Below are 24,525 nucleotides of genomic sequence, written 5' to 3' on the forward strand. Positions count from 1 at the left end.
ATTTACGTTATAATTTTAAATTATCATCTACAATAACTTTTTCTCTAGAACTTTTTCTTTCAACCTCTTTACTTCTTTCTTCCCAAAATGTTAATCCTTCAATCCCCACATTTTTAGGATTAAATACTGGATCTTTCCCTTCTTTTTTCTGCCTTTCATAGTCTTTTAACACTTTTAATGCGATTTTACTTAATAATAGAATCGCGATTAAGTTTAACCATGCCATACTACCGATTCCTAAATCTCCGAGATTCCATAAAAGCGACGCTGATTCAACACTACCGATGTAAACCATAATTAAAAATCCAAATTTTAAAACTGGTTTTAACCAGCCATACTTCAATTGACGATCTAAATAAGTAAGTGTCGTTTCAGCGATATAGTAATAAGCGAGTAACGTTGTAAATGCAAAAAAGAAAATCGCAATTGAAATAAATATTGGACCAAACCCTGTTATCACAGTTTCAACTGCTTGTTGTGTATAAATTGGACCAGCTTCCACATTTCCTATATTTTGTACAATAGCGGTTTTCCCTTCAGGTATAACATTATACATACCTGTTATTAAAATCATAAGAGCTGTCGCTGTACATACGACAATTGTATCGATATATACGGAAAACGCTTGAACTAATCCTTGTTTTGCAGGATGCGATACTTCAGCAGCCGCCGAACTATACGTCGCTTCTCCGACACCAGCAACGTTTGAAAATACAGCGCGTTTTACGCCCCATGCAATAGCTGCACCAACAATTCCACCAAACATTTCATTTACACCAAATGCACTAGAGAAAATTAAAGCAAACATACTTGGAATCTCCGTTACATTCGCAATTAATATGATACATGTAACAATTACATAACCAATTGCCATAAATGGCACAAGCATTTGAGAAACACCGGCAATTCTCTTTACACCACCAAAAATAATTGCTGCTAGTAACACGACTAAAAATATACCAGTTATATATTTGCTAATACCATTAGAGTTTTCGAATCCAACTGCGATACTACTAGATTGAATACCTGGTAATAACACGCCATATGAAAGTGTTACAACTACCGCTACAATGACTGCAAACCATTTCATTTTTAAACCTCTCTCAATGAAATATGGAGTACCGCCGCGATATTCATTCCCTACTTTACTTTTGTATACTTGAGATAATGTTGATTCTACAAACGCGCTCGCTGCCCCTAACAAAGCCATTACCCACATCCAAAATACAGCTCCAGGCCCGCCGAAAGCAATTGCTGTCGCTACCCCTGCAATATTACCAATTCCCACTCTTCCCGATAAGGCTAAACAAAATGCCTGAAAAGATGATATTCCCGTCTCTGAACTCTTTCCTTCAAATAATAGTTTAATCATCTCTTTAAAATAACGAATTTGCAAAAAGCGTGTTGCAATCGTGAAATATACGCCTGCCCCTAATGCAAAAACAACTAAACCGATGCTCCACACTTGCCCTACTAACCATTCTACTAAATTCTCCATCCAAATCCCCCTTATCATTCTTTGGAAAAGCAATTTTGTATATAAAAAAACGGACAACTATTATCAAACTTTCTAGTTGTCCGCATCTTTCATTATTTCATCCCTCAATTTTTGTCAGTAAAACACCCTATTACTTTATATTTACCCAAACACTTTTCACTTCTGTATAATTATCAAGCGCATATGAACCTAATTCGCGGCCAATACCAGATTGTTTGTATCCACCAAATGGTGCAGCTGCATTTTCTAAGTTATAATCATTAATCCACACTGTTCCTGCTTTTAATTTATTTGCCACTTGATGACCCGTTTTGATATTTTGCGTCCATACACCCGCAGCAAGGCCATAGGATGAGTTGTTCGCTCGTTCAATTACTTCTTCTGTCGAATCAAATGGCAGAACAACAACAACTGGTCCAAATATTTCTTCCTTAACGATTGTCATATCGTCTGTAACATCTGTGAATACAGTTGGCTTAACGAAATAACCCTTTTCAAGTGCACGTTCACCACCAGCCGCAACTGTAGCGCCTTCTTTCTTCCCTTGCTCAATGTAATGTAACACACGCTCTTGTTGTTTCTTAGATACAAGTGGACCCATTTCCGTTCCTTTCTCCATACCTGCTCCAAGTTTTACGTTGTTCGCCATTTTCACAAGTGCATCTACTACAGTTTCATAATGTTTACGATGAACAAATACACGTGATCCTGCGCTACAATTTTGACCGTGATTATACATAATACCTTGGAATGCACCATTAATTGCTTCTTCCAAGTCCGCATCTTCTAAAATGATATTTGGTGATTTGCCGCCAAGTTCTAACGTTACATGCTTAATCATTTCTGCAGACTGACGCATAATATACTTTCCTGTAACAGTAGATCCTGTAAAAGCAACTTTATCAATGTCATGATGATTTACAATTGCTGCTCCTGCTTCAGGACCAAAGCCTGGTACAAAGTTTACAACACCGTTTGGAAATCCAGCCTCTTTAAAAAGTTTTGCTGTATATAGTAAAGATAAAGGCGTTTGCTCTGCTGGCTTTAATACGATCGTACAACCTGTCGCCAGTGCAGCTCCCATTTTCCAAGAAGACATAACGAGCGGAAAATTCCACGGAATAATCTGACCTACAACACCTACAGGTTCATGTCTCGTGTAATTTAAGTAATCTTTTGAAATTGGGATTGTTTGCCCAATAATTTTTGTAGCCCATCCTGCGTAATAACGATAATTTTCTACAGTTGCTGAAATATCATCATCAAGTGCTACTTGATATGGCTTTCCATTATCTAAAGCTTCTAGTTGCGCTAATTCTTCTCTATGTTCTTCAATTAAATCTGCTAATTTATAAATAAGATGCGCTCTTTCAGCAGTAGTCATTTCTGCCCACGGACCGGATTCAAATGCAGATCTTGCCGCTTTTACTGCAGCATCAATATCCTCTTCTTGCGCTTCACATACGACAGCTAGAACATCTTCTGTAGCTGGATTATACGTTTCAAACGTCTTTCCCCCAATAGCAGCAACAAATTCGCCATTAATAAACATTTTAATTTCTTCATTTAAAAACGCTTCCACTTTTGGTTTCAGCTCAATATTTGTCTTTAACATTATGTTCTCCTCCTTATTTAAACAGCTACATGAGCTGCAATATTTGATAAAATCGTTTGAAGCTTTTGATCTTCGTCAACAGTTAATCCTAGTCTTGGATAGCGAGAAGGTCCTCCCGCTTGCCCATGTAATTCCATGGAACGTTTAACGATTTGAACATATTTCCCTGATCCTTCAAGAAACTCGCAAAGTGGTAAAATAGCATCGTTTATTTCCCACGCCTTTTCTAATTCACCATTTTGAAAATGCTCATACATTTTTGTAACGAGACCGGGAACGATATTTCCTGCTACTGAAACCCATCCCGAAGCACCAACTAAATATGATTCCATAACTAAATCTTCAGAACCACAGAAGACTTGGAAAGCCCCTTCACTTTGTCTTACTAAATCTCTCGCTTTTCGAATATCTCCGCTAGATTCTTTAATATGTGTAACATTTTCACACTCTTTTCCAATACGGAGCATTAGCTTTGTACTCATATCAACACCAGAAGTAAATGGGTTATTGTATAGCATAATTGGTATATTTACAGAATTTGAGATTTCTTTAAAATGAAAATAAATCTCCTCTTCCTTCGGTTTACAATAGTAAGAGTTTATAATTAATGCACAATCCGCTCCGTGCGCTTCTGCATGTTTCGTATATTCAATTGTTTCTTTCGTCGTCTCTGCTGCAGTTCCAACAATGACTGGAATACGGCCATCAATTTCTTTCAACACGGTTTCTACCATTTTAAATCGTTCTTCTTTTGATAAACTTACAAACTCTCCTGTACTTCCATTAATGATGACACCTGCAACCTTTTGTTCGATAAAGTAATTTACATTTTGTTTTACCCCATCCCAATTAATTTCCTGAAATTCATCCATCGGTGTTATTAATACTGGAAATGCCCCTTTAATTTTTTGCATATTTATCTCTCCTTATCACATTTTATTTTAATAAGAAACCTGCCGGAAATGGATCCGTAGGGTCTAATAGAAACGTCTGCATTCCTGTAATAAATCCTCTACTTTCAAAACGGAAAATGTATCCTAGTTCCTCCTTCTTCACTTTTTCCACAGTTATAAAACTATTAAATATACTTTCATTTTTAAAAGGTTTATCCGCCATATAATCATTTTTAAATAACGCATGAACATAGGAAACGATAGTAGAAACAAAACCTGGCGAACGTACGATAAAGTTATCTTCATGAAATGTAATCGACTTTATATGGTTCTTTTCTTTTTGCGAAGGATCTACTAAAATAAGCCTTTTTATTAGCGACTGTTTTTGTATAGCCTGCAGTGTAGCTTCTCCCCATCTTTTCAATTCTGAAATGTTTTCAACACGAATTTCTGGCGAATACGCACCTTTTTCTACAACTGCATATACTTTATCTGCTTGTATGAGAGAATAACTTACATTACCAACCTGTAAATTTTCCTCAATCAAATAGCAAAGTTTGCTTTCAAACGAAACAGATATAACTTCATCATTCTCTACATACGCATGAACTAAAAATATTCCAGATAACGTTTCAATTTTGTATTGATTGGACTCTCTCTTTTTTAAATACCCACTTTCGAGTAACATCGTTATTACCGCAACAATGCCCCCATAATGAAGCGGAATCGAACTTTCATGATTAAAAAATAATACAGCTGCATCCACTTCATTATGGATAGATGGAACGACAATACACCCGTTCAAACCGATAAAACCACGTGGTTCATTTAATAAAAGCTTCATCTCTTCTGCTAATTCACCCGAAAATTGTTCATTTAATTGCTCCAAACTGTAGTAGTATTTGCATGGTACGTCTTTCATTACACGAAATGCCTCGCCATTTACATGTACGTCTACTGCTGTATACATTTTTTGAATGTTCATTTTATATCCTCCGTTTCATGTTCCATCGGCGGAATTAGCAAAAATCCTTCTTTGAGTGGATCCATTTCATTGTAAAAAAATTTATGCATACCCATAAGCCAAGCTGATCCCGTAATTTTCGTTATGACAGCTTCAATATTTTCAACATGTGTCGTATTCACGACATATCCTTTAAATAAAGAACCAACGATACTCTCATGAATGAACTCTTCACCAATTTTGATTTCTTTCTGAGCATATAATACAGCTAGCTTCGCAGATGTTCCTGTACCGCATGGGGATCGATCTATTCCGCCTGGTGGTACAACAACTGTATTTTTCACATGCGCACATTCATGAGTAGGATCTGTATAAAATTCAACATGTGTTAATCCTCTTATAAACGAATACTCTGGATGAGTGATTTCAAACTTCTCATTAATTGTGTTTCTTATATGAATCGCCTTATCGATGATTGTAGATGCATTTTCTGGTACTAATTCTAGATCTACTGATTTCGCATCAATAATGGCATAAAAATTCCCTCCATACGCAATATCAGCTTCTATAGTTCCAATGTCTTTCACTTGTACAGTAATATTTTTTAATAAAAAAGCTGGTATGTTACAGAAAGATACTTCTTTTGCTTTTCCATCTTGAACAGCAATATCTACTTCAACTAAGCCAGCCGGTGTATCTAGTTTTAAAGAAGTAATCGGTTCAACTACCGGAATTAAACCTGATTCAACTAACGCTGTACATACACCGATTGTATCGTGACCACACATCGGTAAATATCCACCTGTCTCTATGTATATAACACCTATATCAGCCTCAGGATGACACGGGTCTGTTAATAATGCCCCTGACATTACATCATGACCACGCGGTTCATTCATTAACAATTTTCGAATCCAATCATACTCCTTTTTCATATGTAACATCTTCTCTGCCATCGTCTCTCCAATCAACTTTGGAAGTCCACTAATTACTGTCCTCGTTGGATTCCCACCCGTATGTGTATCAATTGTCGTAAAGACTCTTTGTGACTTCATCCGTTTAACACCCTTTCTGTAAAACGACTCAAACGAAGTGGTTCAATAGGAATAATTGTCTCTTTTTCATTTAATAACTCTTCAATTACTTTCCCAGTAACTGCTGCAAGACTAATCCCATCCCCTTCATGCCCAGCGGCAATGAAATAATTTGGAATATGTTCCACTCGTGAAATAATCGGTAAATGATCTTCTGTCCACGGACGTAAACCAGCGTAAGAACGAATTACCATCATATCTGCCATTTTCGGATAAAAGCGAATCGCTCTATTTGCAATACATTTAATGACTTCATTGTTTATTCTCGTATGAAACCCTACAAATTCACGGCTACTTCCAATTAAGAAATTTTGACTTTCAGTAGGCTCAAATACGAGCGCAACCCCGTATTTTTCAGTTAAAGCATCTACTTTTCGTTTTCCACCAAATTTAGAAATTAAATAACCGAATTCCATTACTTTACGGCACCCTACGTGTTGTTGTCTTGATGCTACAATAATATGCCCTTTTCTCGGTTCAATTGGTATATTTACATTTAACATCTGACCAATCTTAGGAGCCCACACACCCGCTGCATTTACAACTTGTTGTGCTGTAAAAGTTCCATTCGTAGTTTCTACAACAAATGAACCATTCGTATCTATGTTTATACTCTTTACTTCGGTCTGTTTAAAGGCTTTTGTGCCAAACTTTTGTGCCTCTGACAGAAGCGAGAATGCAAGGAGATATGGATTCACAGTTGAATCCGTCGCACATTCTAAACCGCCTAATAAATCATCAGCAAAAAAAGGCGACTCTTCTCTTATATCTTGCCTATCAAGCATTCGAAACGGTAATCCAGCTTCTTTTTGCCGATTTACCCATTGCTGCGCAGCTTCCATCTCTTCGTCTGACTCACATACGAGAATACTTCCTGGTGCCCTATATTCAAATGAATGCTCTAATTCTTCACTTAAATCAGTTACTAATTTTTGACTTACTAAAGACATTTGACTATCAAATCCTGGGTCTTTATCAATGGCCAAAATATTCCCATCACACCGTGAAGACGTCCCGCTGACAAATTCCCCTTTTTCAATGATTGTTACGTCTCTTCCGTATTTTGAAGTGTAATAAGCGATAGAACACCCTATTATTCCACCACCTATAATTAAAACGTCGCAGTGCCTCACAATATACTCCTCCTTTCCTAGCCCTCTCACTTTCTTTTTATGCAATTGACGTGCCAATTCTGTACATATACAATTTTTATAAATAATATTTTTATTTGTAAAAATATTTTAAATTTATAGTAAATAGGTGTATTATTTTTTTATCACTGTCAAAATTTTTATACATAACAGGAGGACATTATGGCATTTTCATTTCCGACTATACAAGAATTTTTGGAAAGCGCTTTAACCAATCATACATGTAGCCTTGATCGCATTAAGAAAATAAACGAAAGGTTTTATTATCTCCCTTCTACTACAGAAGAATATAATTGCGCAATTATTTATGTAGATGACTCATTCACTGCATTAATTGACGCTTTTTCTTATGAATTAGCTGTTATCATCCTTAACGAAAACGATGAGCCGCTATGCTGTATAACTTCTCAGCAAATGATTCCATTTCTTTATAAGTCCTACAATGAACTACAGTCATTTTATGACACTGTAATACAAACAACTGACTCTTCTGTTACAGTCATTGATAGTAAAGAATACGTTCGAACTTGGACAGATGGCGCTGAAAAAATATTTTCAGTCAACCATAATGAGATTATTGGGCAACCGATTACTCGTTTTTTTGATTATAAAGACTTGGAAATTTTACAATCTTTACATGATGGAAAAAGCATAGTCGCTCAGTTCCATCAGCCTCGTCCCGATTTATTCGTATTAATTAATTCAAATCCAGTTTATTGTAATGATGAAATTATAGGAGCAGTCGTTTCAGAAACAGATGTTACAAATCAAGTCGCTTTAAATGAAAAACTATTTAATATGTCACATGAAATGCACCGTTTAGAACAAGAAGTGGCAAAGTATAAAGATGAATCCGATCCATTCCTTGCGATGAATGGGAAAAGTCCTGTTATACAAAGAACGATACAATTAGCTAGAAAAGTTTGTTCGGTAAAATCAACTGTTTTAATACTTGGGGAAAGTGGAGTTGGAAAAGAAGTATTTGCGAAAGCGATTCATGAAGCAAGTGAGGCAGCGAAGGCGCCTTTCATTTCGATTAACTGCGGGGCAATTCCAGAAGCGTTATTTGAAAGTGAATTATTCGGTTACGAGCGTGGGGCGTTTTCTGGAGCAAATAGTAAAGGAAAAAAAGGTAAAATTGAACTCGCGCAAGGCGGTACTTTATTTCTTGATGAAATAGGTGAAATGCCACTTGATATGCAAGTAAAACTGTTACGTGTACTGCAAGAGCGAAAGTATTACCGAGTTGGTGGTGAAAAAGAAATTAATATTGATTTCCGTATTATCGCTGCTACAAATCGTGATTTACAAGAAGAAATGAGAAAAGGAACTTTCCGAGAAGATTTATATTACCGCTTAAATGTAGTTAGTTTGCAGATTCCACCGCTGCGCGAAAGACGCGAGGATATTATTGAATTAACTTATTCTTTCTTAAATGATTTTTCAATCAACTACAACAGACCAATTCGTGACCTACCTTCAAGCATTATGCATGAACTGCTTCATTACAATTGGCCAGGTAATATTCGCGAACTTCGAAACGTTGTTGAACGGCTTGTGGTATTCGCAACAGACGGAATTATAAAACAAGAATATTTACCATTTCATACGACTGAAACTTTAGACAACCATACAGCTCATTCCCTATTACTCAGCAACAATAATACAATCCTTTCTTTACAAGAAGAGATGGATGAGCATGAGAAAAAAGTTATTGAAAGGGCTTTACGAATTTTAGATGGGAATAAATTAGAATGCGCAAAACAACTTGGTGTAACAAGGGCTACTTTATATAACCGTTTAAAGAAACTTGGACTTCAATAAAGAATCAGTATGCACCGATCAGGCGTTTACAGGTAGCCCTCTCTCCCTCCTCTATATTGGCATGATTTTTGCATATATAATTTGTGAAAATCGAACTAGAGGAGGAATACACATGACAAATAAAAACAACTTAATCGTTTGTCGTTGTGAAGAGGTTACATACGGGCAACTTCAATCGACAATTGCTGAATATAACTGCTCGGCAAGAGAATTAAAATTAAGAACACGTGCTGGCATGGGATTTTGCGGTGGTCGCACATGCAGAATAATGATAGATCGAATGATTGAAAATGTGAATCCTGACGTAACTCTTAATGAACTACCGTTAAAATATCAACCACCAATACGTGCAGTTACTTTTGGATCAGTAGGTGAAAGTAAATGAGTAGAATTACACATCACCCTATTTTAGGTACTTTACAAAGTAGTGAGCGTATTACCTTTCAATTTAACGGTCATCAATACGAAGCATATGAACATGAAACGATAGCTGCTGCCCTGTTAGCAAATGGAATACGGACATTAAGAGTTCATGAAGATAGCGGAACACCGCGAGGTATTTATTGTAATATCGGGCACTGTTCCGAATGCCGCGTGACAGTAAATAATCAAACAAATGTACGCGCATGCTTAACTGTTGTAGAAGAAAACATGGTTGTTGAAAGCGGGAAACAGCATCCGAATATCGTGAGAGAGATGGTGAAAAAGCGATGAGTGATGTAATTATTATAGGTGCAGGGCCAGCGGGATTATCTGCTTCTATCTCTTGTGCTCGTTTCGGACTAAAAGTGCTCGTTATTGATGAATTTATGAAGCCGGGCGGGAGATTGTTAGGACAGTTGCATCAAGAGCCTACTGGAGAATGGTGGAACGGAATAGAAGAATCGAAGCGACTTCATGAAGAAGCAGAATCACTTTCAGTACATATCAGGTGCGGTGTTTCGGTCTATAATTTAGATAGAGATGAAAACAATTGGTTTGTACATACTAATATCGGTACGTTAGAAGCACCTTTCGTACTACTTGCTACTGGAGCTGCGGAATATTCTATTCCCCTTCCTGGCTGGACACTTCCAGGAGTAATGTCAATTGGAGCAGCTCAAGTTATGACAAATGTTCATCGCGTGCAAGTTGGAAAAAAAGGAATTATTATTGGTGCTAACATTTTGTCTTTCGCCATTTTAAGTGAATTGCAATTAGCGGGAATTACAGTGGATCATATTGTACTCCCTGAGAAAAGCGAGTTAAGTCAAAAAGCTGGTGAACCTGAAGAAGTTTTAAACTCTCTTTTAAATGCAGCTCACCTCGCTCCTTCTGCTTTCTTGCGAATAGGTAGCCACTTTATGAAATTTGATTGGATTCGAAAAGCTGGATTAACATTCTATCCAAACAACGGAATGAAAATAAACGGAACGCCACTTCACCTTCGGAAAGCAGCTCTTGAAATTATCGGAACAGATCAAGTTGAAGGTGTACGTATTGCTAATATTGACTCTAAAGGAAATGTTATTAATGGAACAGAGAAAATATATGAAGCAGATTTTGTATGTATTGCCGGGGGATTATACCCACTTGCCGAACTTGCAGCTGTAGCCGGTTGTCCCTTCCATTACATTTCAGAATTAGGCGGACACGTTCCTCTCCATTCCGAAACAATGGAAACTCCTCTTCCTGGTTTATTTGTAGCTGGCAATATTACAGGCATTGAAAGCGGAAAAATTGCGATGGCGCAAGGAACAGTTGCAGGTCTATCTATCGCAAAATATGCAAGTAAAAAACGTGATATAGTCGACCAACAATTATCTCACGCCATGCAAAACGTTCACTTTGTTCGTCAGAAAGCTGCAATTCAGTTTAATCCGATGGTAGATATCGGTAGACGAAAAATGAATGAAATTTGGCGTGATTATTCTTCTACATATGCACATACTAAAAAGAGCTGCTGAGATTATTCTCAACAGCTCTTTTCTCTACTCATCTGAGTTATTAAATTTCGCTAATGCGTAAATGCCTTCTTCATCATCTAATTCAAGTTGTAATCTCGCTGCGAATGGATTGACATTATATTCTCTGTCAAGCAATAAGCGTAAAGCTTCGATTAAGTTTGCTTGAATTAAAATTTGCTGGCGACCATTTACCTCTACTTCCGCAGAGAAACCGTAGTCGTCATCATACATGAGTTCAACTAACACTTCTTCTGGACCCACTTGTCTTTTTTCAGCTATATATACGCAAAGCGCATTTATAAGCTCTTGTTCAGAAATTTTTATTGTTTCCATGCTACTTCATCTGCTTTCTTCTTACGTTGGTCTTTGAAGTATTTAAATGCACGAACTGCTAACATTACGATACCAGCCATTACTAACATATTTACCATAAACGCTAATACAGAACCAAGAGCTCCCATATTTGCAAATAAGCTACCCATTAGTAAACCACCAAGACCACCTAGTAATAAACCTTTCATAAAGCTTCCTTTATTACTTTTTGGTGCCGTGTTTGTTGCTTTCGTTTTTGAATCTGGAGTCGTTTTTTGAGAATTTACATTTGAGTCTTTTTTGTTTAAATCAACTTTTGACTTTTGACCTGAACTTGGTGTAAATGATTTTTTACCAGATTTGTAACTTTTCGCTGCTGCATGATCTACGAACATAAAGCTGCTAGCCCCAAAGATAACCATGAATGCTGTCATTACTGCTACAAGTTTTTTCAACATATTATATCCATTCTCCTTTTATATAGATATATGTGAAATCTATCTTTCTAGTAAATTCAGAATGATAGATTTGTTTTTAAGAACATTTTAAAGGTTCTTATGAACTTATTATATGAACTTTTGTCGAAATATGCAAGTATTATTTACTTTCAACAGTTTGGTCACAAAGGAAAAATTAAGCAAAACAGAATTGACTTTAAATGAAACAAAACATATTATAAGTTCATAAGAACTTTTTATTATTTTGGAGGTGAAAAGATGGAAACATTTCATCTCACACGAAACGAAATGGCTACCCTTCTTCTATCACTAAGAGGATGGAATACGAAAAAGCCTCTCGGTATTTTACAAGAAGCTTGGGCAAAGTCACATAAAAAAGATATTGAAAGCGGACAAAGCGTTACAGCTTTTATTACTACCGCACTTTCACCTATTTTTGAAAAGCTGATTAAAATTGACGATACTGATGTCGGTTTTTCTTTAAATGAAATAGTTGCGCTTGGCAATCAGATTGAAAACACAAGTTTCTCTGTAACTGCTATGCAAAACTGGGTGAAACGAGATATAAAAGAAATGATTGGCTCTCCTCAAAAGGGGAAAAAATATTCAATTGAACAAGCAGCCTTACTATTTATTGTCGAAGATTTAAAAACAGCACTTGATTTTGAATCCATTCGTAAGCTATTACGCCTTATTGTAAATGACCCAGCCGATCGAAGTGATGATTTAATCAATCCTGTTCATTTATATGTAGCATACTCTTCTCTATTTGAAGAACTCAATCAAGGGAATTGCTTACAATTAAATGCAACAGATACCGTTCATACAATTGAAAACATCGTAAAAGAAAAAGCTGATAAAATCGCAAGCAAGTTCGATCAAATTAATAACGAACAACGCGAAGCAATTCGTAACGCTATTATTATTGCGACCCTTTCTGTACATACCGCATATGTACAAATGTTAGCAAAACGTTACGTAACAGCAACTTTATTTTTACAGAACTTAGATGTGAAGCCTTAAAAAACAAGCATCCCCCCGTCATATACGTAGTACAGGGGGATGCTTGTTTTCAATCAATATAAAATACAAAAATCATTTTACATCTAAGTTTCATTCTACAATAGCTCTTGATTATGTAAAAATCATGACTAACCTAACATTCAACAATGTTCATTTCTTTTTATTAAATTCCCATCAGATTTTCTCAATAAACTTAATTACTTCATCTTTATAATTATATTTGTCATTAATTTCTTGTAATAATTCAATATCATGCGTATGAGTTTTTCCTGTCTCTAACAGCTCACGATATAAATCAATATAAGGAAGATTTTTATTTATGGCATTTTTATATTCCTTTTCTACATCGTAAAAAACCTTTTTAAACCTCACATCAGTAATCCCTGCCTCATCAATTTCAAGAATTGCATACTGAGCACGTAAGTCAGAGTTTAGCTTATTCCACTTGTAAAAAGGTTGTCCAACTGTTCCTGGGTTAATAATTAATTGATCATTGCTACTATAGCGCAATAATTGATGGTGGGTATGAGCGTAAATCGCAATATCATAATCACGATCAAATAACCGATCAAACTGTCCCTGATTATTAGTGGGCCACAAATCTCCCCCGTAATTTTTATTTTGTAGATTATGACTAATACTGATTGATAAATCATTAACCTGTTTTGTTATATGTAATGGTAAATTTTTAACATGCTTAATATAGTTTTCATCCAAGTTTTCACATTGATACTGAACTAATCTAGAAACATAAATATCAGTTGCGTTATCAATATCAATATTTTTATTAAGAACGTCAAGAAAACTATCTTCCCAGTTTCCTTGTACATAAGTATCAACGTTAATACTTTCTAATATTTCAAATAAATCATTCGATCCAGGACCAGGCATAATTAAATCTCCTAAAAACCAATAATCAGTCACACCTTCTTTCATAGAATCTTCGATAACTGCTTTTAAAGCAGTTGCAGTTGCATTTCCATGTACATCTGCCAGTACAGCAATTTTATGTTTCATGTATTTTATTCCCTCCTCTAAATTTACGTTTCCATCTCATTCATTTTTTATTTTCGAACCAAATCAAATTGAATAGGCATATTCTTTTTTAGGCAATTTTACTATCTCTTGAATGAAATTTGATTTCTCTAAAATGTCCTCTAACTGCCCCTCACTATAGACGTAAATACCACCTACATATGAACTGTACGCCTTTTTCTCAGTTATTACTGCTAAGGTGCTATTTTCCTTTTTAAAATCACCCTCTAGTCCTTTTTCAAAAGATAAACTTTTGGCTTCTGAAAAATAAAGGTGAATTAACGTCGCTAATTGTACGTCCTCTGATTTTGCAAAGTACTTTATTTCATTTAAAATCATTTCATCTTGTAACGGAAGAAAGTCTTCTACTTCTAACTTCTCTCCTTTATGAAAGAAGTTTTGAAGTTCAGGAGTATAGAACGAAAGATTTTTCTCCTCTATCATTTTTAAAATTGTTTGCAGCAATATGTCTTTTCCTATCACAAACGGGTGGCCAAATCCATTATTGTAAAGCTCTTCTTTCATTTTCATTAATTGTTCGATGAAGGGGATTCCTGATTCTTCAATAACAAGTTTATCATCAATTAAACGCATGTTAGCAATCAATTCTTCTATCTGTAAACCTTCTAATTCAAGCGATGAGTAATATAAATCTCTATTCCAAAAATCTAATTGATCCATTCCTAATGAATTAAATAAGAGCTCATCTATAATTGGAAAAACTCCATCTTCTGTTAAAGCTTTCGTTACATCATCTAATAATCTATGTGTTTGATTTAAAATCGTACGTATTTCTTCGTCCTCTTGAATGATTCGTACCGTCCACTCACCATGATCTTCACCCGATATTTGCTGAAAACAATGTGAATATGGCCCATGTCCAACATCGTGTAGAAGGGCTACAGTAGATACTAGCTTTCGTTCATATTTCGATAAATGTATGTCACCAATCTCAGTAAGATGTTCTATCACTTTATTTACTAGCACATATACACCTATCGAATGTTCTTCCCTCGTATGCATTGCGTTCTCATGTAAAAAATAAGTATGTCCTTGTTGTTTAATATTCGCCAACCTTTGAAATGCTTTTGTATCTATCAATCGAAGGATATCTCTATCACGAATAGAGATTGGTCCATAAATCGGATCTGTAATATACATATGTTCTCCTCCTATTTTTGTAAATGAAAGACCTATACCATTATACTTAATTTTCAGTCTATTATCATTGATATATGAGAAATTTTTAATAATCTTTTCATTAACTCTTCATGAAAACGCGGCTTATATCTTTTACTATAATAATTATGAGAGACATAAAAGAATTGAAATAGCAATCCCCTATGTAAATAAGGTATAATCTACATATAGTGAACCTTTTACGTCATTAAATAAAAGGTTCTTATACTCAAAAATTCATAAACTAGAAGGTGCAACAATGTTAAGTAGTTTTATTCATTCAGTATTAACGTTTTTTGAAGGATTAGGTTATTGGGGCATTATGCTTGGACTTATGATTGAAATTATCCCAAGTGAAATTGTCCTTGCTTATGCAGGATACTTAGTATTCAATGGAAGTATCTCATTTATAGGCGCTGTTGTATTCGGTACAATTGGCGGTGTTATTGCTCAAATCTTTATTTATTGGCTTGGACGATACGGCGGACGCCCTATATTAGAACGTTACGGAAAATATATTTTCATACATAAAAAACAAATAGATGCTGCAGAAGATTGGTTTAATCGTTACGGAACTGGCGTCATTTTTACAGCACGCTTCATTCCAGTAGTGCGTCATGCGATTTCAATTCCTGCTGGTATTACAAAAATGCCATTACTACGTTTCACTACATTAACAGCACTTGCGATTATCCCTTGGTCTATTATTTTCATTTATTTAGGTGAAAAACTAGGTGAAAATTGGGAGAATATAAATGATATTGCTGGTCCGTATGTGAAATCATTCGCAATTGGTGGCGTCGTACTTATACTTTTATACTTCGTTATAAAAAAATGGACAAAAAAGCGTAAAAATCTCGCTTAAGAATATAATAAAAACCGCTATAAATTCATTCGGAATTATAGCGGTTTTTTATTTATATATGAATTAATCTTCAGGAATTATATAATACCTTTCCATCTACATTTACATGGATAAGCAACCATTTGATCATTTCTTTCGTATATTATCTCAAAAAGGAGTGATTCCCCTATGCATTGGCAGCAAAAAATACCGTACTTAATCGGACGCCCTATCGGCATTTCCTTCATAAATGGGCAAGGAACTTCTGGTGTATTATGTTCAGCGCATGATGGTCAATTATATGTGTATGAATACCTTTATCAAGCTCAGTTTGCAATGAAACATTATGATTATAGACAGATTCAAGATATACATGCATTCCCAAATTGTCCTCACCAAAATCCTCTATACTAAAAAAATCGGAACGGCTCATAGCCATTCCGATTTCTATACTTTATTTCTCAGAATAAAATTTCTGCACTGCTTCATCAAAATAAATCCAACCTTTCCAGCCCAAATGAATCGTATCTTTTAAGAAATACTTATCATATTCATGACCAGAGAAATCAATTACTGGATATCCTGCTTTCTCAACCTGTTCTCGAACTTTTTTATAATACACTTCACGGCGTTCTTTCGGGAAGCCAGTATAATCATACCAGGGCCCATTTACAGGTACAGAAATAAAGAGTGGTTTGACATTTTTCTCTTTAAATAACTCTAAAATAATTTGTAAATCATCGTATTCTGGTGATTCATCATATGTTTCATTTGCTCTAAAGTTTTTTAAACCTTTTAGTTTTTTCTTCAGATTATTCTTATGATAATACGGATTTTCAATTCCGAATGTATTTGTAGTAGACTCAGCTTTCCCTTCTTGTTCTGCGTGTTTACGTGCGTCTTCCCAAGAAATTGAACGAAGTCCGATATTTGTTTTCTCCTTCATCGGTTCGATTTTAAATAAAGAGTTAAATATATCTCTATGATCTAAAATATTTCGATGCATATAAGCAAGTGGTTTAACTAAACCTGCTTTTATGTTATGTTTCGTATCATTATATACAATACCTTCTAATGAATTTTTTAATATATCATCTTCTTGAACAACTTTATAATCTAATAGCCGTTTCGCGATTTGCTTTTTCATTTCTGGATTTATCTTATCATTAAAAATAAAATGATATGCTTGTTGTTTGGAGAAATTATTAGTGAAATCCCCTTGTGAGACACCAGTCTTTGTAAACCATTGTGGTGAAAGAACAAAGACTACTTTTTTACCTTCTAATTCATCCATAGTAGATGTCATATTTAAAATATGAGCTAAACTTTGTGTACCGCCAGTTCCAATTAAAAACGGTGTAAAACCAGCTGGATTTACTTTGAAATAATTAGACGGATGATATGCATCCATTCGTAAAAATTCTGATGAACCGTACATCGGTAAATACTGTGAATTCTCTAACATTTTTTGCTGTAAGAAAACACTTTGTAATTTCTCTTTTTGTAAAGAAGTTGCCGCATCTTCTACCTTCTTATCACTAATAAGCGATACTAAACTTTTCGATGGGATTAGAATGATAATGAAAAAAAGCACACATGCTAAAATTATAGGACCAAAAGCATGCTTCATTTTCATCTTCTGTCCCTCTTTCTATCGTTATTAAATTGTAACCCTTGTTTTTGACACGTCATCTTTTCTCTCCTTTGTCTCTATACATGTCCCATTCTATTTATCTATTATATACATGTATGTATTTCCTTCCTTGTTCTATTAAGCCCTATATAAATAGCGCAAGAAAATGTTTCCATAGAAACATGTTAATTATACAAGATTCTACATAAATTTCACACTGGAATTTTAGTAATAATTTTATTTTTTAACAATAAAAAAACATATGAAATGTCTAGAATTCTTCGGATGATGTATGAAGTTCAAAATATGATAATAAACGCCCGCTATGATTAACTTCATGAGTATATATAAACCCGAGCTTTCGTAAAAGTTTTTTCGAGCTCTCATTTGCTACTTTAACTCTAGCAATTATTCTTGTTACATTCAAAGTCTCTATTGCATATTTAATGGAAGCCTCTGCTGCTTCTAATGCATACCCATTCCTCCAATGTTCTGGGTCAAGGAGATACATAATTTCTATTGCACCTGTTTCATCTACCTTTCTTAAACCACAATGTCCTAAAAGCTTTCCTGTTTCACTATTAAATAACAACCATACCCCGAAGTCATACTGTTCCCAATGTAAGATAAGTTGCCCAATATAATCATTTGTTTCTTCCTTCGACATTCCTCTTGATTTAGCCAACCATTTGCCAACAGTATCTTTTTTTAATATGTTATAAAACTGATTAATATCTTCTACAATTGGTTTCCTCATAAATAATCTTTTTGTATAAATTACTTTCTCTTCTTCAAACATAGACATCATTTCCCCTCCAAATACTGTTTACAGACTAATAAATTATACCATGAACTATTTTTCTAACTTTAAATAAAAAAAACAGACTATCACATACATGAAGTCTGTTTCTCCATTCTTTTATTTTTGTACATCTGCCCATTTTAAACTTGTAGCTGGACCAAATTGATGTACATATAAATCTTTCACATATGGTTTTTGTAAGTAAGATAATCCGCGCTGGAATACCGGTGCAATTACTGCATCATCAAGTAGCATTTTTTCAGCATCTTGCATTGCTTTCCAGCGAGCCTTTTCATCATTACCTAATTCTGTTTTAATCTTCTTAATTAACGCATCATATTCTGGGTTTGCATATTCTGTATTATTGACGCTACTTCCAGAAAGGAATACTTCTAAGTAAGTCATTGGATCTGGATAATCTGGTAACCAGCGTGATAACGACATTTCATATTCTTTCTTCTTCTCAAGTGCTAATTTTTGCGTATGTGGTTGTAATTTCACATTCACTTTTAATCCTGGTAAGTTTTTCTCAAGCTGCTCTTTAATGTACTCTCCAACTTTTTTAAAGTTTTCCAAGTCATAATTTAATAGTTCTAACGTCACTTCATTTGTACCTGTCTCTTGTTTTGCTTTCTCCCAATATTCCTTCGCCTGTTTTACATTTGTCTTATTAAACTCACCAGCCGTACTTCTAAAATCTTTCTTATCTGGGCCCTTTAAAAATCCTTTTGGTACGTAATAGTTTGCTGCAACCGATCCATCATTTAAAAATGAATCTGCGAGTCCCTTCTTATCAAAAACTGTACTTAGCGCAAGACGTGCATTTTTATTTTTAAGAATCGGTACATTTTCATTAAATCGGAAGAAGTACATAACTGGATCTGTATATTGTTTTAACTCTTTATTATTTTTATATTTATCTACGAATTCTGTAGAAATAACAGCTCTATCAACTTTATCTGTTTCATATAAATTTACCGCAGTTGAAATTTCTTTTACAATTTGATAGTTTACTTCATCTAACTTCACTTCTTTTTTATCCCAATACTTATCGTTTTTCTTCATTGTAAAGCTAGCTTCATGCTTCCACTCTGATAATGTAAACGGTCCATTATATACCGCTTTATTTGCTTCTAATCCATATTTATCACCTTGCTCTTTCGCATATTTTTCGTTAATTGGATAGAAGGATGGTAAAATTAATAATTTCGTAAAATACGGTACAGGATGTTCTAGCTCTACGACGAATGTTTTATCATCCTTCGCTTTTACTCCTAATTCATCTAGACCTAGTTGTTTTTTATTTATCTTCTCAGCATTTTTTACATCGTACGCAATGTATGCATATTGAGAAGCAGTATCTGGATTTACCAATTGCTTCCAAGCGTATACGTAATCATGAGCGGTTACTGGCTCTCCGTTAGACCATTTCGCATCACGTAATTGGAATGTATATGTTTTTCCATCTTTACTCACTTCATATTTTTGTGCGCCGGCTTCAATTACTTCATCATTTTTCGATAGACGAAATAGTCCTTCCATTACGTTATTCAAAACGTTAAACGAGACTGCATCTGTTACTTTCCCTGAATTTAACGACGGAATTTCACCTGTTTCTAGTAACTGTAATACTTTCTTCTCATCTTTCGGCTTTGTTGCAGTTTTTTCTTTTGCGCAACCAACTAAAAATGAAGAAACTAATAGAGTACTAACTAATGAGTAACGAACAACTTTTTTCATTTAAAAACCCCCTTCTATTTTTAAGGTAAGTAACGACGAGCACCAGCGTATTCTTCTATATATCCTGGTGTATTTAGCGGTATAATCTCTACCGACCTTTCAGCTCTTGGTGAGTGAATCATATTGCCATCACCAATATACATTGCAACGTGATGGACACTACCTTTCCCTTGATCATGTGCAAAGAAAATTAAATCTCCTTTTTGTAGATTTTCTTTATCAACTGCAACCCCTGCTCTTGATTGCGGTCCAGAATCTCGCGGAATTGTAATGCCGTGCGATTTATAGATCGTATGTGTGAAGCCAGAGCAATCAAATCCAAAACCACTTGTACCAGCCCATATATACGGTAAGCCTAAAAACATTTTCCCTGTGTTAATTAAATCATTGGCCGCCGGAGTTGGAATATCAGTTTGAGATCGGTAAACTGTTCCATCATTTTTTCGTAGCCATGCTTTCTGACCATTTGGCAACAATACACGGTATGAAATTGTGTCTTCACTTAATAGCGGCAGTCTTGTATTATAACTGACTTCAAGTGATTTATGTTTTTCAGAAGGATTTATATATAAAATCGCTGTTGGTTTAGTTATTAAGACAAAAGGTTCATTTGTTTTATCTGCAAATTCTTGATTATATGTTAATTGTTTTTCAGGCATCCAGCCCGGATAACCTTCTTCATTTCGTGGTGTTGGCTGTCCATGCACTAATACCTTCACCCATTCGCCTTTCTTATCAATAACAGTTACTTCTTGACCGAGTAAAGCTTGTGTTTCTAATTTATTTGCATTTGTTAACCATAGTTTCTCGTCAAGTGTCATTGATTTCGTCCATTTCCATAGATCCACTGGATTTGTTGCACTCGGTGTATCGATTGGTCTTAATGAATCAGGTGCTGTCCATAACGTTGCAGCAGATACATCTATAAATGCTTTATTATCCTTCTTTTCTTCAGCATTTGCCGATGTAAACGATGAAAATATAAATAAAGTTGTTAAAAATGCAGTTCCTACTTTTTTCATATATATCCCCCTTAAAAGATAGTTTACTTGTCTCTTCTCCTAAGATTTACTATTCACTGTCGATTGAAGGTTTACTTTTGATCCAGAATAAGTCATTCCTTCTGGCTCTTCCATTAACCAAAGCGGTGCATCAAGATCAAAATAATGAATATTAGGATGCGCTGCCGCTAAATGCGCAACAGCACTAACGGAAAGTGAAGACTCCATCATGCTGCCCACCATACACTTCACACCAGCTGTTTCTGCGATATCAGCAATACGCCATGCTTCACGTATGCCACCACATTTCATTAATTTAATATTAATAAAATCTGCATATCTTCCTTGAACGAGCTTTAATGCGTCACTTGCTGAAAATATACTTTCATCGGCCATAATTGGCGTTTGCACACGATCTTTGACGTACTTTAACCCATCCCAATCTTTCGCGTGTACTGGTTGTTCAATAAATTCTATATTTAAATTACGATTTTCCATCTCTTGAATGATAGAAACCGCTTCTTTTGGACTCCAACCTTGATTCGCATCTAAACGTAATGTCGTATTTCTTGGTACCACATTTCGAATTGCCTCAATACGTTCCAAATCTAAATGCGCCTCTTTACCCACTTTAATCTTTAATGTTTGAAATCCTTTTTCTATATGTTTCTTCGCTTCTTTTGCCATTAATACAGGCTCATCCACACTCACTGTAATATCGGTATGAATTTCTTTCTTCCCGCCTAACAATGCATATAACGGCACATTTTGATATTGGCAATATACATCATATAAAGCGATATCTACCGCTGCTTTCGCACTTGAATTTCCAATACAACTCATTTGAATGCGCTGTAGTAACTGCTGAAATTGAATGATATTTTGACCAATTAAACATGAACGCATCGGCCCTAAAATCGCTTCTTCCATTCCGCTGGTGAAATCCCCCGTAATAACTGGCGTTGCGGCTGCAGCCCCCTTACCAATCACTCCTTCGTCTGTATGAATATAAACATCTATACTTTCAATTTCGGTTACAGTACGAAGCGCGGTTTTAAACGGTGTATGCAGTTTTACACGTCTACGATTTACTTTTACATCTGTAATTTTCATTTTGTTCATCCTTTCGTTCTCCAATGAAGTGAAATTTTAATCCACCGGAGGTTTATACCCACGGATTATTGGGTAAACCTATTGGGCATTTACTCTTCTATCTCTCTACTTTGTTTTCGTTTACTTTTAATGTAGGACGATAATGTGAAATAAAAAAATCCAGCCATAAGAATGATTCTTACGGCTGGATTTTGTCTATGATTGAGTAGACAAAGCAGCAATCTGATTATATTTTTTCTGTGCATCTTTTAGCGCTACAAGTAACGCTTTTTGAGAAGAACCGAAATATCGGTTCTTTACTTCCATTACTAACGCCGGGTCATTTATATTTTTATGTAGAAATAAATATTTAACAAATTGAGATGTTAATGCAATTGTCGCTGAGCAGTCTGCATCTACAATTTCCCCTGTATCCTTAACAAGTATAAATGCTACGAAATAGCTTTTAAACTTTTCAGTAATGGGATTATTTTGAGGTGCTTTCGCATCCCCTACGATATAAATTGTATTTGAAGCGTACACAGCTATCTTCCTTTCTTATACAAGGATAACGGGTTTCTTAATAGTCGTATGAGCGAGGAACTCAACGTTGATTAAAAAATGTATCCGCTTACCTTGTATTATAATATAATTGACAGAATTTTAACAACATTTATTTTAGTGCATATTCCATATTTATGAAAATAGCTTAAACTCTTTATTTCTACAATATGTGATTGTTCCTTGTACCATGACATTCATACATAAAAAACTGCATCCCCAATTGTTAGACGGTGTCTAACAATTGGGGGTGCAGTTCAATGGCTAACTGTTTTTATTACTTTGGCATCACAAATATAGTTTCATTTGACTTAGAAAATTGATACTCTTTTCTCGCTAACTTCAAAATTTCTTCCTCATCGTCTGTTAAATTTTCTATGTTAGTCTTTAAAGAATCTTTATCTTTCTTTAAAGATACTAATTGCTTCTTTTGATCCGTAATCGTATCTTTCTTTTTATCAATTACTTCTTGTTGTTTCGTTAAAATATATTGAACGTACAGAGTAGTTGCCGCAATAAAAAGGACCATTAAAATAAGTCGCCTTAACTTCTTTTTATTTATCCTACGCTTGTCACTAGGTTGTGATAATTGCTCTGGTATATTAGGAACATTTACTCGTTTGAGTTTCCTCATTCAAATCCCCCTAACCCATATTTTTCACTACCATCGGCACGTTTTCTTACTAAATTAAATTCTATTCTTATAAAATAAACTCCTTCACAAAAATATCCCATAAATTAACCAATTAAAGATAGCATTCGACGACATTTCCATATTTACACCGTTTTTTTTTATACATGCTGCTATAAAATAGTAGTTTCTGTAATTCTTTTTCTACTATTGTAGAAGAGTTTTTTCACACAAAAAATTCCTTGCCCACATATCCATGTTATAACATGCTTACAAGGAGGAGAAATATGCATTACCGCACATTAGGTAAAACTGGAATAACTGTTTCTGAAATAGGTTTTGGCGCATGGGCAATCGGTGGTGATGAATGGGGACCTGTTAACGATAAACAATCTATAACCGCTATAAAAAAAGCAATTGAGTGTGGTGTGAATTTTATTGATACTGCGGATGTGTATGGTTTAGGACATAGCGAAAAGTTGGTGGCTACCGCGATTAAAGGACATCGCAATGATATTATCCTATCAACGAAAGGTGGTTTAATCGGGCATCACTACGACCCTAATGGAGTTCCTGTATATGATACTCCCGAAAAAATCATCGCCGTATTCGAAACAAGTTTACAACGTCTTCAAACAGATTATATTGATCTTTATTTTTGTCATATTTGGTGGCATAATCGTAGGGAAACAGAAGCATTTCTACGTGCATTTGACATATTAAAACGTGATGGCAAAGTAAGAGCAGTCGGTGTTTCGACTCATGATTTACAATACATTCATCATTTCAATAACAACAACGAAATTGATATCGTACAGCTTGATTACAATATATTAAATCGAAAACCAGAAAAAGATATATTACCATTTTTACAAGAGAAAAATTTAGGAGCTGTTATTCGTGGTCCATTAAAAATGGGCATTTTAACTGGAAAATTCACAAATAAAACAATTTTTCCGGATGGAGATTTACGCAAAGATTGGCCAAATGAAACTTGGTTTCAAGAAGACTTACAAACTGTAGAGAAACTTCGGTTGCTCTCAAATAAAAATCAGACCTTAGGGCAACTTGCACTTCGCTATGTACTCTCTCATCCGGCAGTAAGTGTTGTAATTCCTGGTGCCAAAACAGGAATACAAGCACAAGAAAATGCAAATGCATCTGTTCGCCCTATGTTGAGTGATGAAGAGCTTAACTATATTCATTCAATATAAAAAGCCCAATCCGGG

General features: G+C 35.0%; 25 protein-coding genes. 8 read left to right on the forward strand and 17 right to left on the reverse strand.

The genetic code is table 11. The annotated features are described in order from the left end of the window. Positions 1-7: 7 nt before the first annotated feature. The 6 genes from MR107_RS01755 to MR107_RS01780 all read right to left on the reverse strand — a co-directional run bounded on the left by MR107_RS01755 (position 8) and on the right by MR107_RS01780 (position 7,197). Positions 8-1,498: an alanine/glycine:cation symporter family protein gene (locus tag MR107_RS01755; RefSeq protein WP_000429527.1), complete on the reverse strand. Its 1,491-nt coding sequence runs from the start codon at positions 1,496-1,498 to the stop codon at positions 8-10. Between the two features lie 130 nt (positions 1,499-1,628). Beyond that, the gene (locus MR107_RS01760) at positions 1,629-3,113 is read right to left on the reverse strand and encodes an aldehyde dehydrogenase family protein (protein ID WP_000920973.1); all 1,485 of its coding nucleotides are present in this window, start codon (positions 3,111-3,113) and stop codon (positions 1,629-1,631) included. A 17-nt stretch (positions 3,114-3,130) separates the two neighbouring features. After that, the gene (gene dapA / locus MR107_RS01765; RefSeq protein ID WP_001169456.1) at positions 3,131-4,027 is read right to left on the reverse strand and encodes a 4-hydroxy-tetrahydrodipicolinate synthase; all 897 of its coding nucleotides are present in this window, start codon (positions 4,025-4,027) and stop codon (positions 3,131-3,133) included. 22 nt (positions 4,028-4,049) lie between these two features. Further along, positions 4,050-4,991 carry a proline racemase family protein gene (locus MR107_RS01770; protein ID WP_001025567.1) on the reverse strand — a complete coding sequence of 314 codons (942 nt, stop codon included), beginning with the start codon at positions 4,989-4,991 and terminating at the stop codon, positions 4,050-4,052. Next, on the reverse strand, positions 4,988-6,025 hold the full coding sequence (locus MR107_RS01775) for a proline racemase family protein (RefSeq protein WP_048538302.1): 1,038 nt from the start codon (positions 6,023-6,025) through the stop codon (positions 4,988-4,990). The genes MR107_RS01770 and MR107_RS01775 overlap by 4 nt, the downstream gene beginning before the upstream one ends. After that, positions 6,022-7,197: an NAD(P)/FAD-dependent oxidoreductase gene (locus tag MR107_RS01780; RefSeq protein WP_025689383.1), complete on the reverse strand. Its 1,176-nt coding sequence runs from the start codon at positions 7,195-7,197 to the stop codon at positions 6,022-6,024. Before MR107_RS01780 ends, MR107_RS01775 begins: the two co-directional genes overlap by 4 nt. Positions 7,198-7,377: 180 nt before the next feature. On the opposite strand from MR107_RS01780, the gene MR107_RS01785 reads away from it, so the two are divergent. From MR107_RS01785 to MR107_RS01800, 4 genes are all read left to right on the forward strand, one after another. Then, complete coding sequence (locus MR107_RS01785) at positions 7,378-9,039, forward strand: sigma-54 interaction domain-containing protein (RefSeq protein ID WP_078404951.1); 1,662 nt, start codon at positions 7,378-7,380, stop codon at positions 9,037-9,039. A gap of 112 nt (positions 9,040-9,151) precedes the next feature. Beyond that, on the forward strand, positions 9,152-9,424 hold the full coding sequence (locus MR107_RS01790; protein WP_000182620.1) for a (2Fe-2S)-binding protein: 273 nt from the start codon (positions 9,152-9,154) through the stop codon (positions 9,422-9,424). Beyond that, positions 9,421-9,753 carry a (2Fe-2S)-binding protein gene (locus tag MR107_RS01795; RefSeq protein ID WP_000087065.1) on the forward strand — a complete coding sequence of 111 codons (333 nt, stop codon included), beginning with the start codon at positions 9,421-9,423 and terminating at the stop codon, positions 9,751-9,753. Before MR107_RS01790 ends, MR107_RS01795 begins: the two co-directional genes overlap by 4 nt. After that, positions 9,750-10,985: an NAD(P)/FAD-dependent oxidoreductase gene (locus MR107_RS01800; protein ID WP_001286092.1), complete on the forward strand. Its 1,236-nt coding sequence runs from the start codon at positions 9,750-9,752 to the stop codon at positions 10,983-10,985. Before MR107_RS01795 ends, MR107_RS01800 begins: the two co-directional genes overlap by 4 nt. A gap of 24 nt (positions 10,986-11,009) precedes the next feature. On the opposite strand, the gene MR107_RS01805 is transcribed toward MR107_RS01800, so the two are convergent. Then, a complete protein-coding gene (locus MR107_RS01805) occupies positions 11,010-11,318 on the reverse strand; it encodes a YxcD family protein (RefSeq protein WP_063245515.1) in 309 nt (102 codons plus the stop codon). Then, positions 11,306-11,755, reverse strand: a complete 450-nt coding sequence (locus MR107_RS01810; RefSeq protein WP_000914478.1) for a hypothetical protein — start codon at positions 11,753-11,755, stop codon at positions 11,306-11,308. Before MR107_RS01810 ends, MR107_RS01805 begins: the two co-directional genes overlap by 13 nt. 258 nt (positions 11,756-12,013) lie before the next feature. On the opposite strand from MR107_RS01810, the gene MR107_RS01815 reads away from it, so the two are divergent. Then, entirely contained in the window at positions 12,014-12,778 is a 765-nt protein-coding gene (locus MR107_RS01815) for a DUF1836 domain-containing protein (RefSeq protein WP_000447231.1), read from the forward strand. A gap of 174 nt (positions 12,779-12,952) precedes the next feature. On the opposite strand, the gene MR107_RS01820 is transcribed toward MR107_RS01815, so the two are convergent. Both MR107_RS01820 and MR107_RS01825 read right to left on the reverse strand, forming a co-directional pair. Next, positions 12,953-13,795 carry a metallophosphoesterase family protein gene (locus MR107_RS01820; RefSeq protein WP_242292026.1) on the reverse strand — a complete coding sequence of 281 codons (843 nt, stop codon included), beginning with the start codon at positions 13,793-13,795 and terminating at the stop codon, positions 12,953-12,955. Positions 13,796-13,858: 63 nt separating this feature from the next. Further along, on the reverse strand, positions 13,859-14,974 hold the full coding sequence (locus MR107_RS01825) for an HD domain-containing protein (RefSeq protein WP_000275992.1): 1,116 nt from the start codon (positions 14,972-14,974) through the stop codon (positions 13,859-13,861). 277 nt (positions 14,975-15,251) lie between these two features. On the opposite strand from MR107_RS01825, the gene uptA reads away from it, so the two are divergent. Then, positions 15,252-15,857, forward strand: a complete 606-nt coding sequence (uptA, locus tag MR107_RS01830; RefSeq protein WP_000952913.1) for an undecaprenyl phosphate transporter UptA — start codon at positions 15,252-15,254, stop codon at positions 15,855-15,857. A gap of 168 nt (positions 15,858-16,025) precedes the next feature. Further along, positions 16,026-16,250, forward strand: a complete 225-nt coding sequence (locus tag MR107_RS01835) for a hypothetical protein (protein ID WP_000558689.1) — start codon at positions 16,026-16,028, stop codon at positions 16,248-16,250. A gap of 40 nt (positions 16,251-16,290) precedes the next feature. Here the strand turns inward: MR107_RS01835 and dltD are convergent, their stop codons facing one another. From dltD to MR107_RS01870, 7 genes are all read right to left on the reverse strand, one after another. Continuing rightward, positions 16,291-17,472 carry a D-alanyl-lipoteichoic acid biosynthesis protein DltD gene (gene dltD / locus MR107_RS01840; RefSeq protein WP_000782309.1) on the reverse strand — a complete coding sequence of 394 codons (1,182 nt, stop codon included), beginning with the start codon at positions 17,470-17,472 and terminating at the stop codon, positions 16,291-16,293. 268 nt (positions 17,473-17,740) lie between these two features. Then, positions 17,741-18,274 (reverse strand): GNAT family N-acetyltransferase, encoded by a 534-nt coding sequence (locus MR107_RS01845; RefSeq protein WP_000061617.1) that lies wholly within the window; start codon positions 18,272-18,274, stop codon positions 17,741-17,743. A gap of 114 nt (positions 18,275-18,388) precedes the next feature. Beyond that, entirely contained in the window at positions 18,389-20,011 is a 1,623-nt protein-coding gene (locus MR107_RS01850) for a peptide ABC transporter substrate-binding protein (protein ID WP_000758260.1), read from the reverse strand. A 20-nt stretch (positions 20,012-20,031) separates the two neighbouring features. Continuing rightward, positions 20,032-21,033, reverse strand: a complete 1,002-nt coding sequence (locus MR107_RS01855) for a C40 family peptidase (protein ID WP_000755417.1) — start codon at positions 21,031-21,033, stop codon at positions 20,032-20,034. Positions 21,034-21,072: 39 nt separating this feature from the next. Beyond that, positions 21,073-22,134, reverse strand: coding sequence for a dipeptide epimerase (locus tag MR107_RS01860; RefSeq protein WP_001038463.1), 1,062 nt, complete (start codon positions 22,132-22,134; stop codon positions 21,073-21,075). Positions 22,135-22,320: 186 nt separating this feature from the next. Then, positions 22,321-22,647, reverse strand: coding sequence for a DUF3870 domain-containing protein (locus tag MR107_RS01865; RefSeq protein ID WP_000271312.1), 327 nt, complete (start codon positions 22,645-22,647; stop codon positions 22,321-22,323). A gap of 295 nt (positions 22,648-22,942) precedes the next feature. Continuing rightward, positions 22,943-23,299 carry an FtsB family cell division protein gene (locus MR107_RS01870; RefSeq protein WP_001228727.1) on the reverse strand — a complete coding sequence of 119 codons (357 nt, stop codon included), beginning with the start codon at positions 23,297-23,299 and terminating at the stop codon, positions 22,943-22,945. A 284-nt stretch (positions 23,300-23,583) separates the two neighbouring features. Here MR107_RS01870 and MR107_RS01875 point away from each other — a divergent pair, with 284 nt between their 5' ends. Then, a complete protein-coding gene (locus MR107_RS01875) occupies positions 23,584-24,510 on the forward strand; it encodes an aldo/keto reductase (protein WP_000559357.1) in 927 nt (308 codons plus the stop codon). The last annotated feature ends 15 nt before the right edge of the window (positions 24,511-24,525 follow it).

Source organism: Bacillus cereus group sp. BfR-BA-01441 (assembly GCF_022663075.1).
In the GTDB taxonomy this organism is placed as follows: domain Bacteria; phylum Bacillota; class Bacilli; order Bacillales; family Bacillaceae_G; genus Bacillus_A; species Bacillus_A cereus.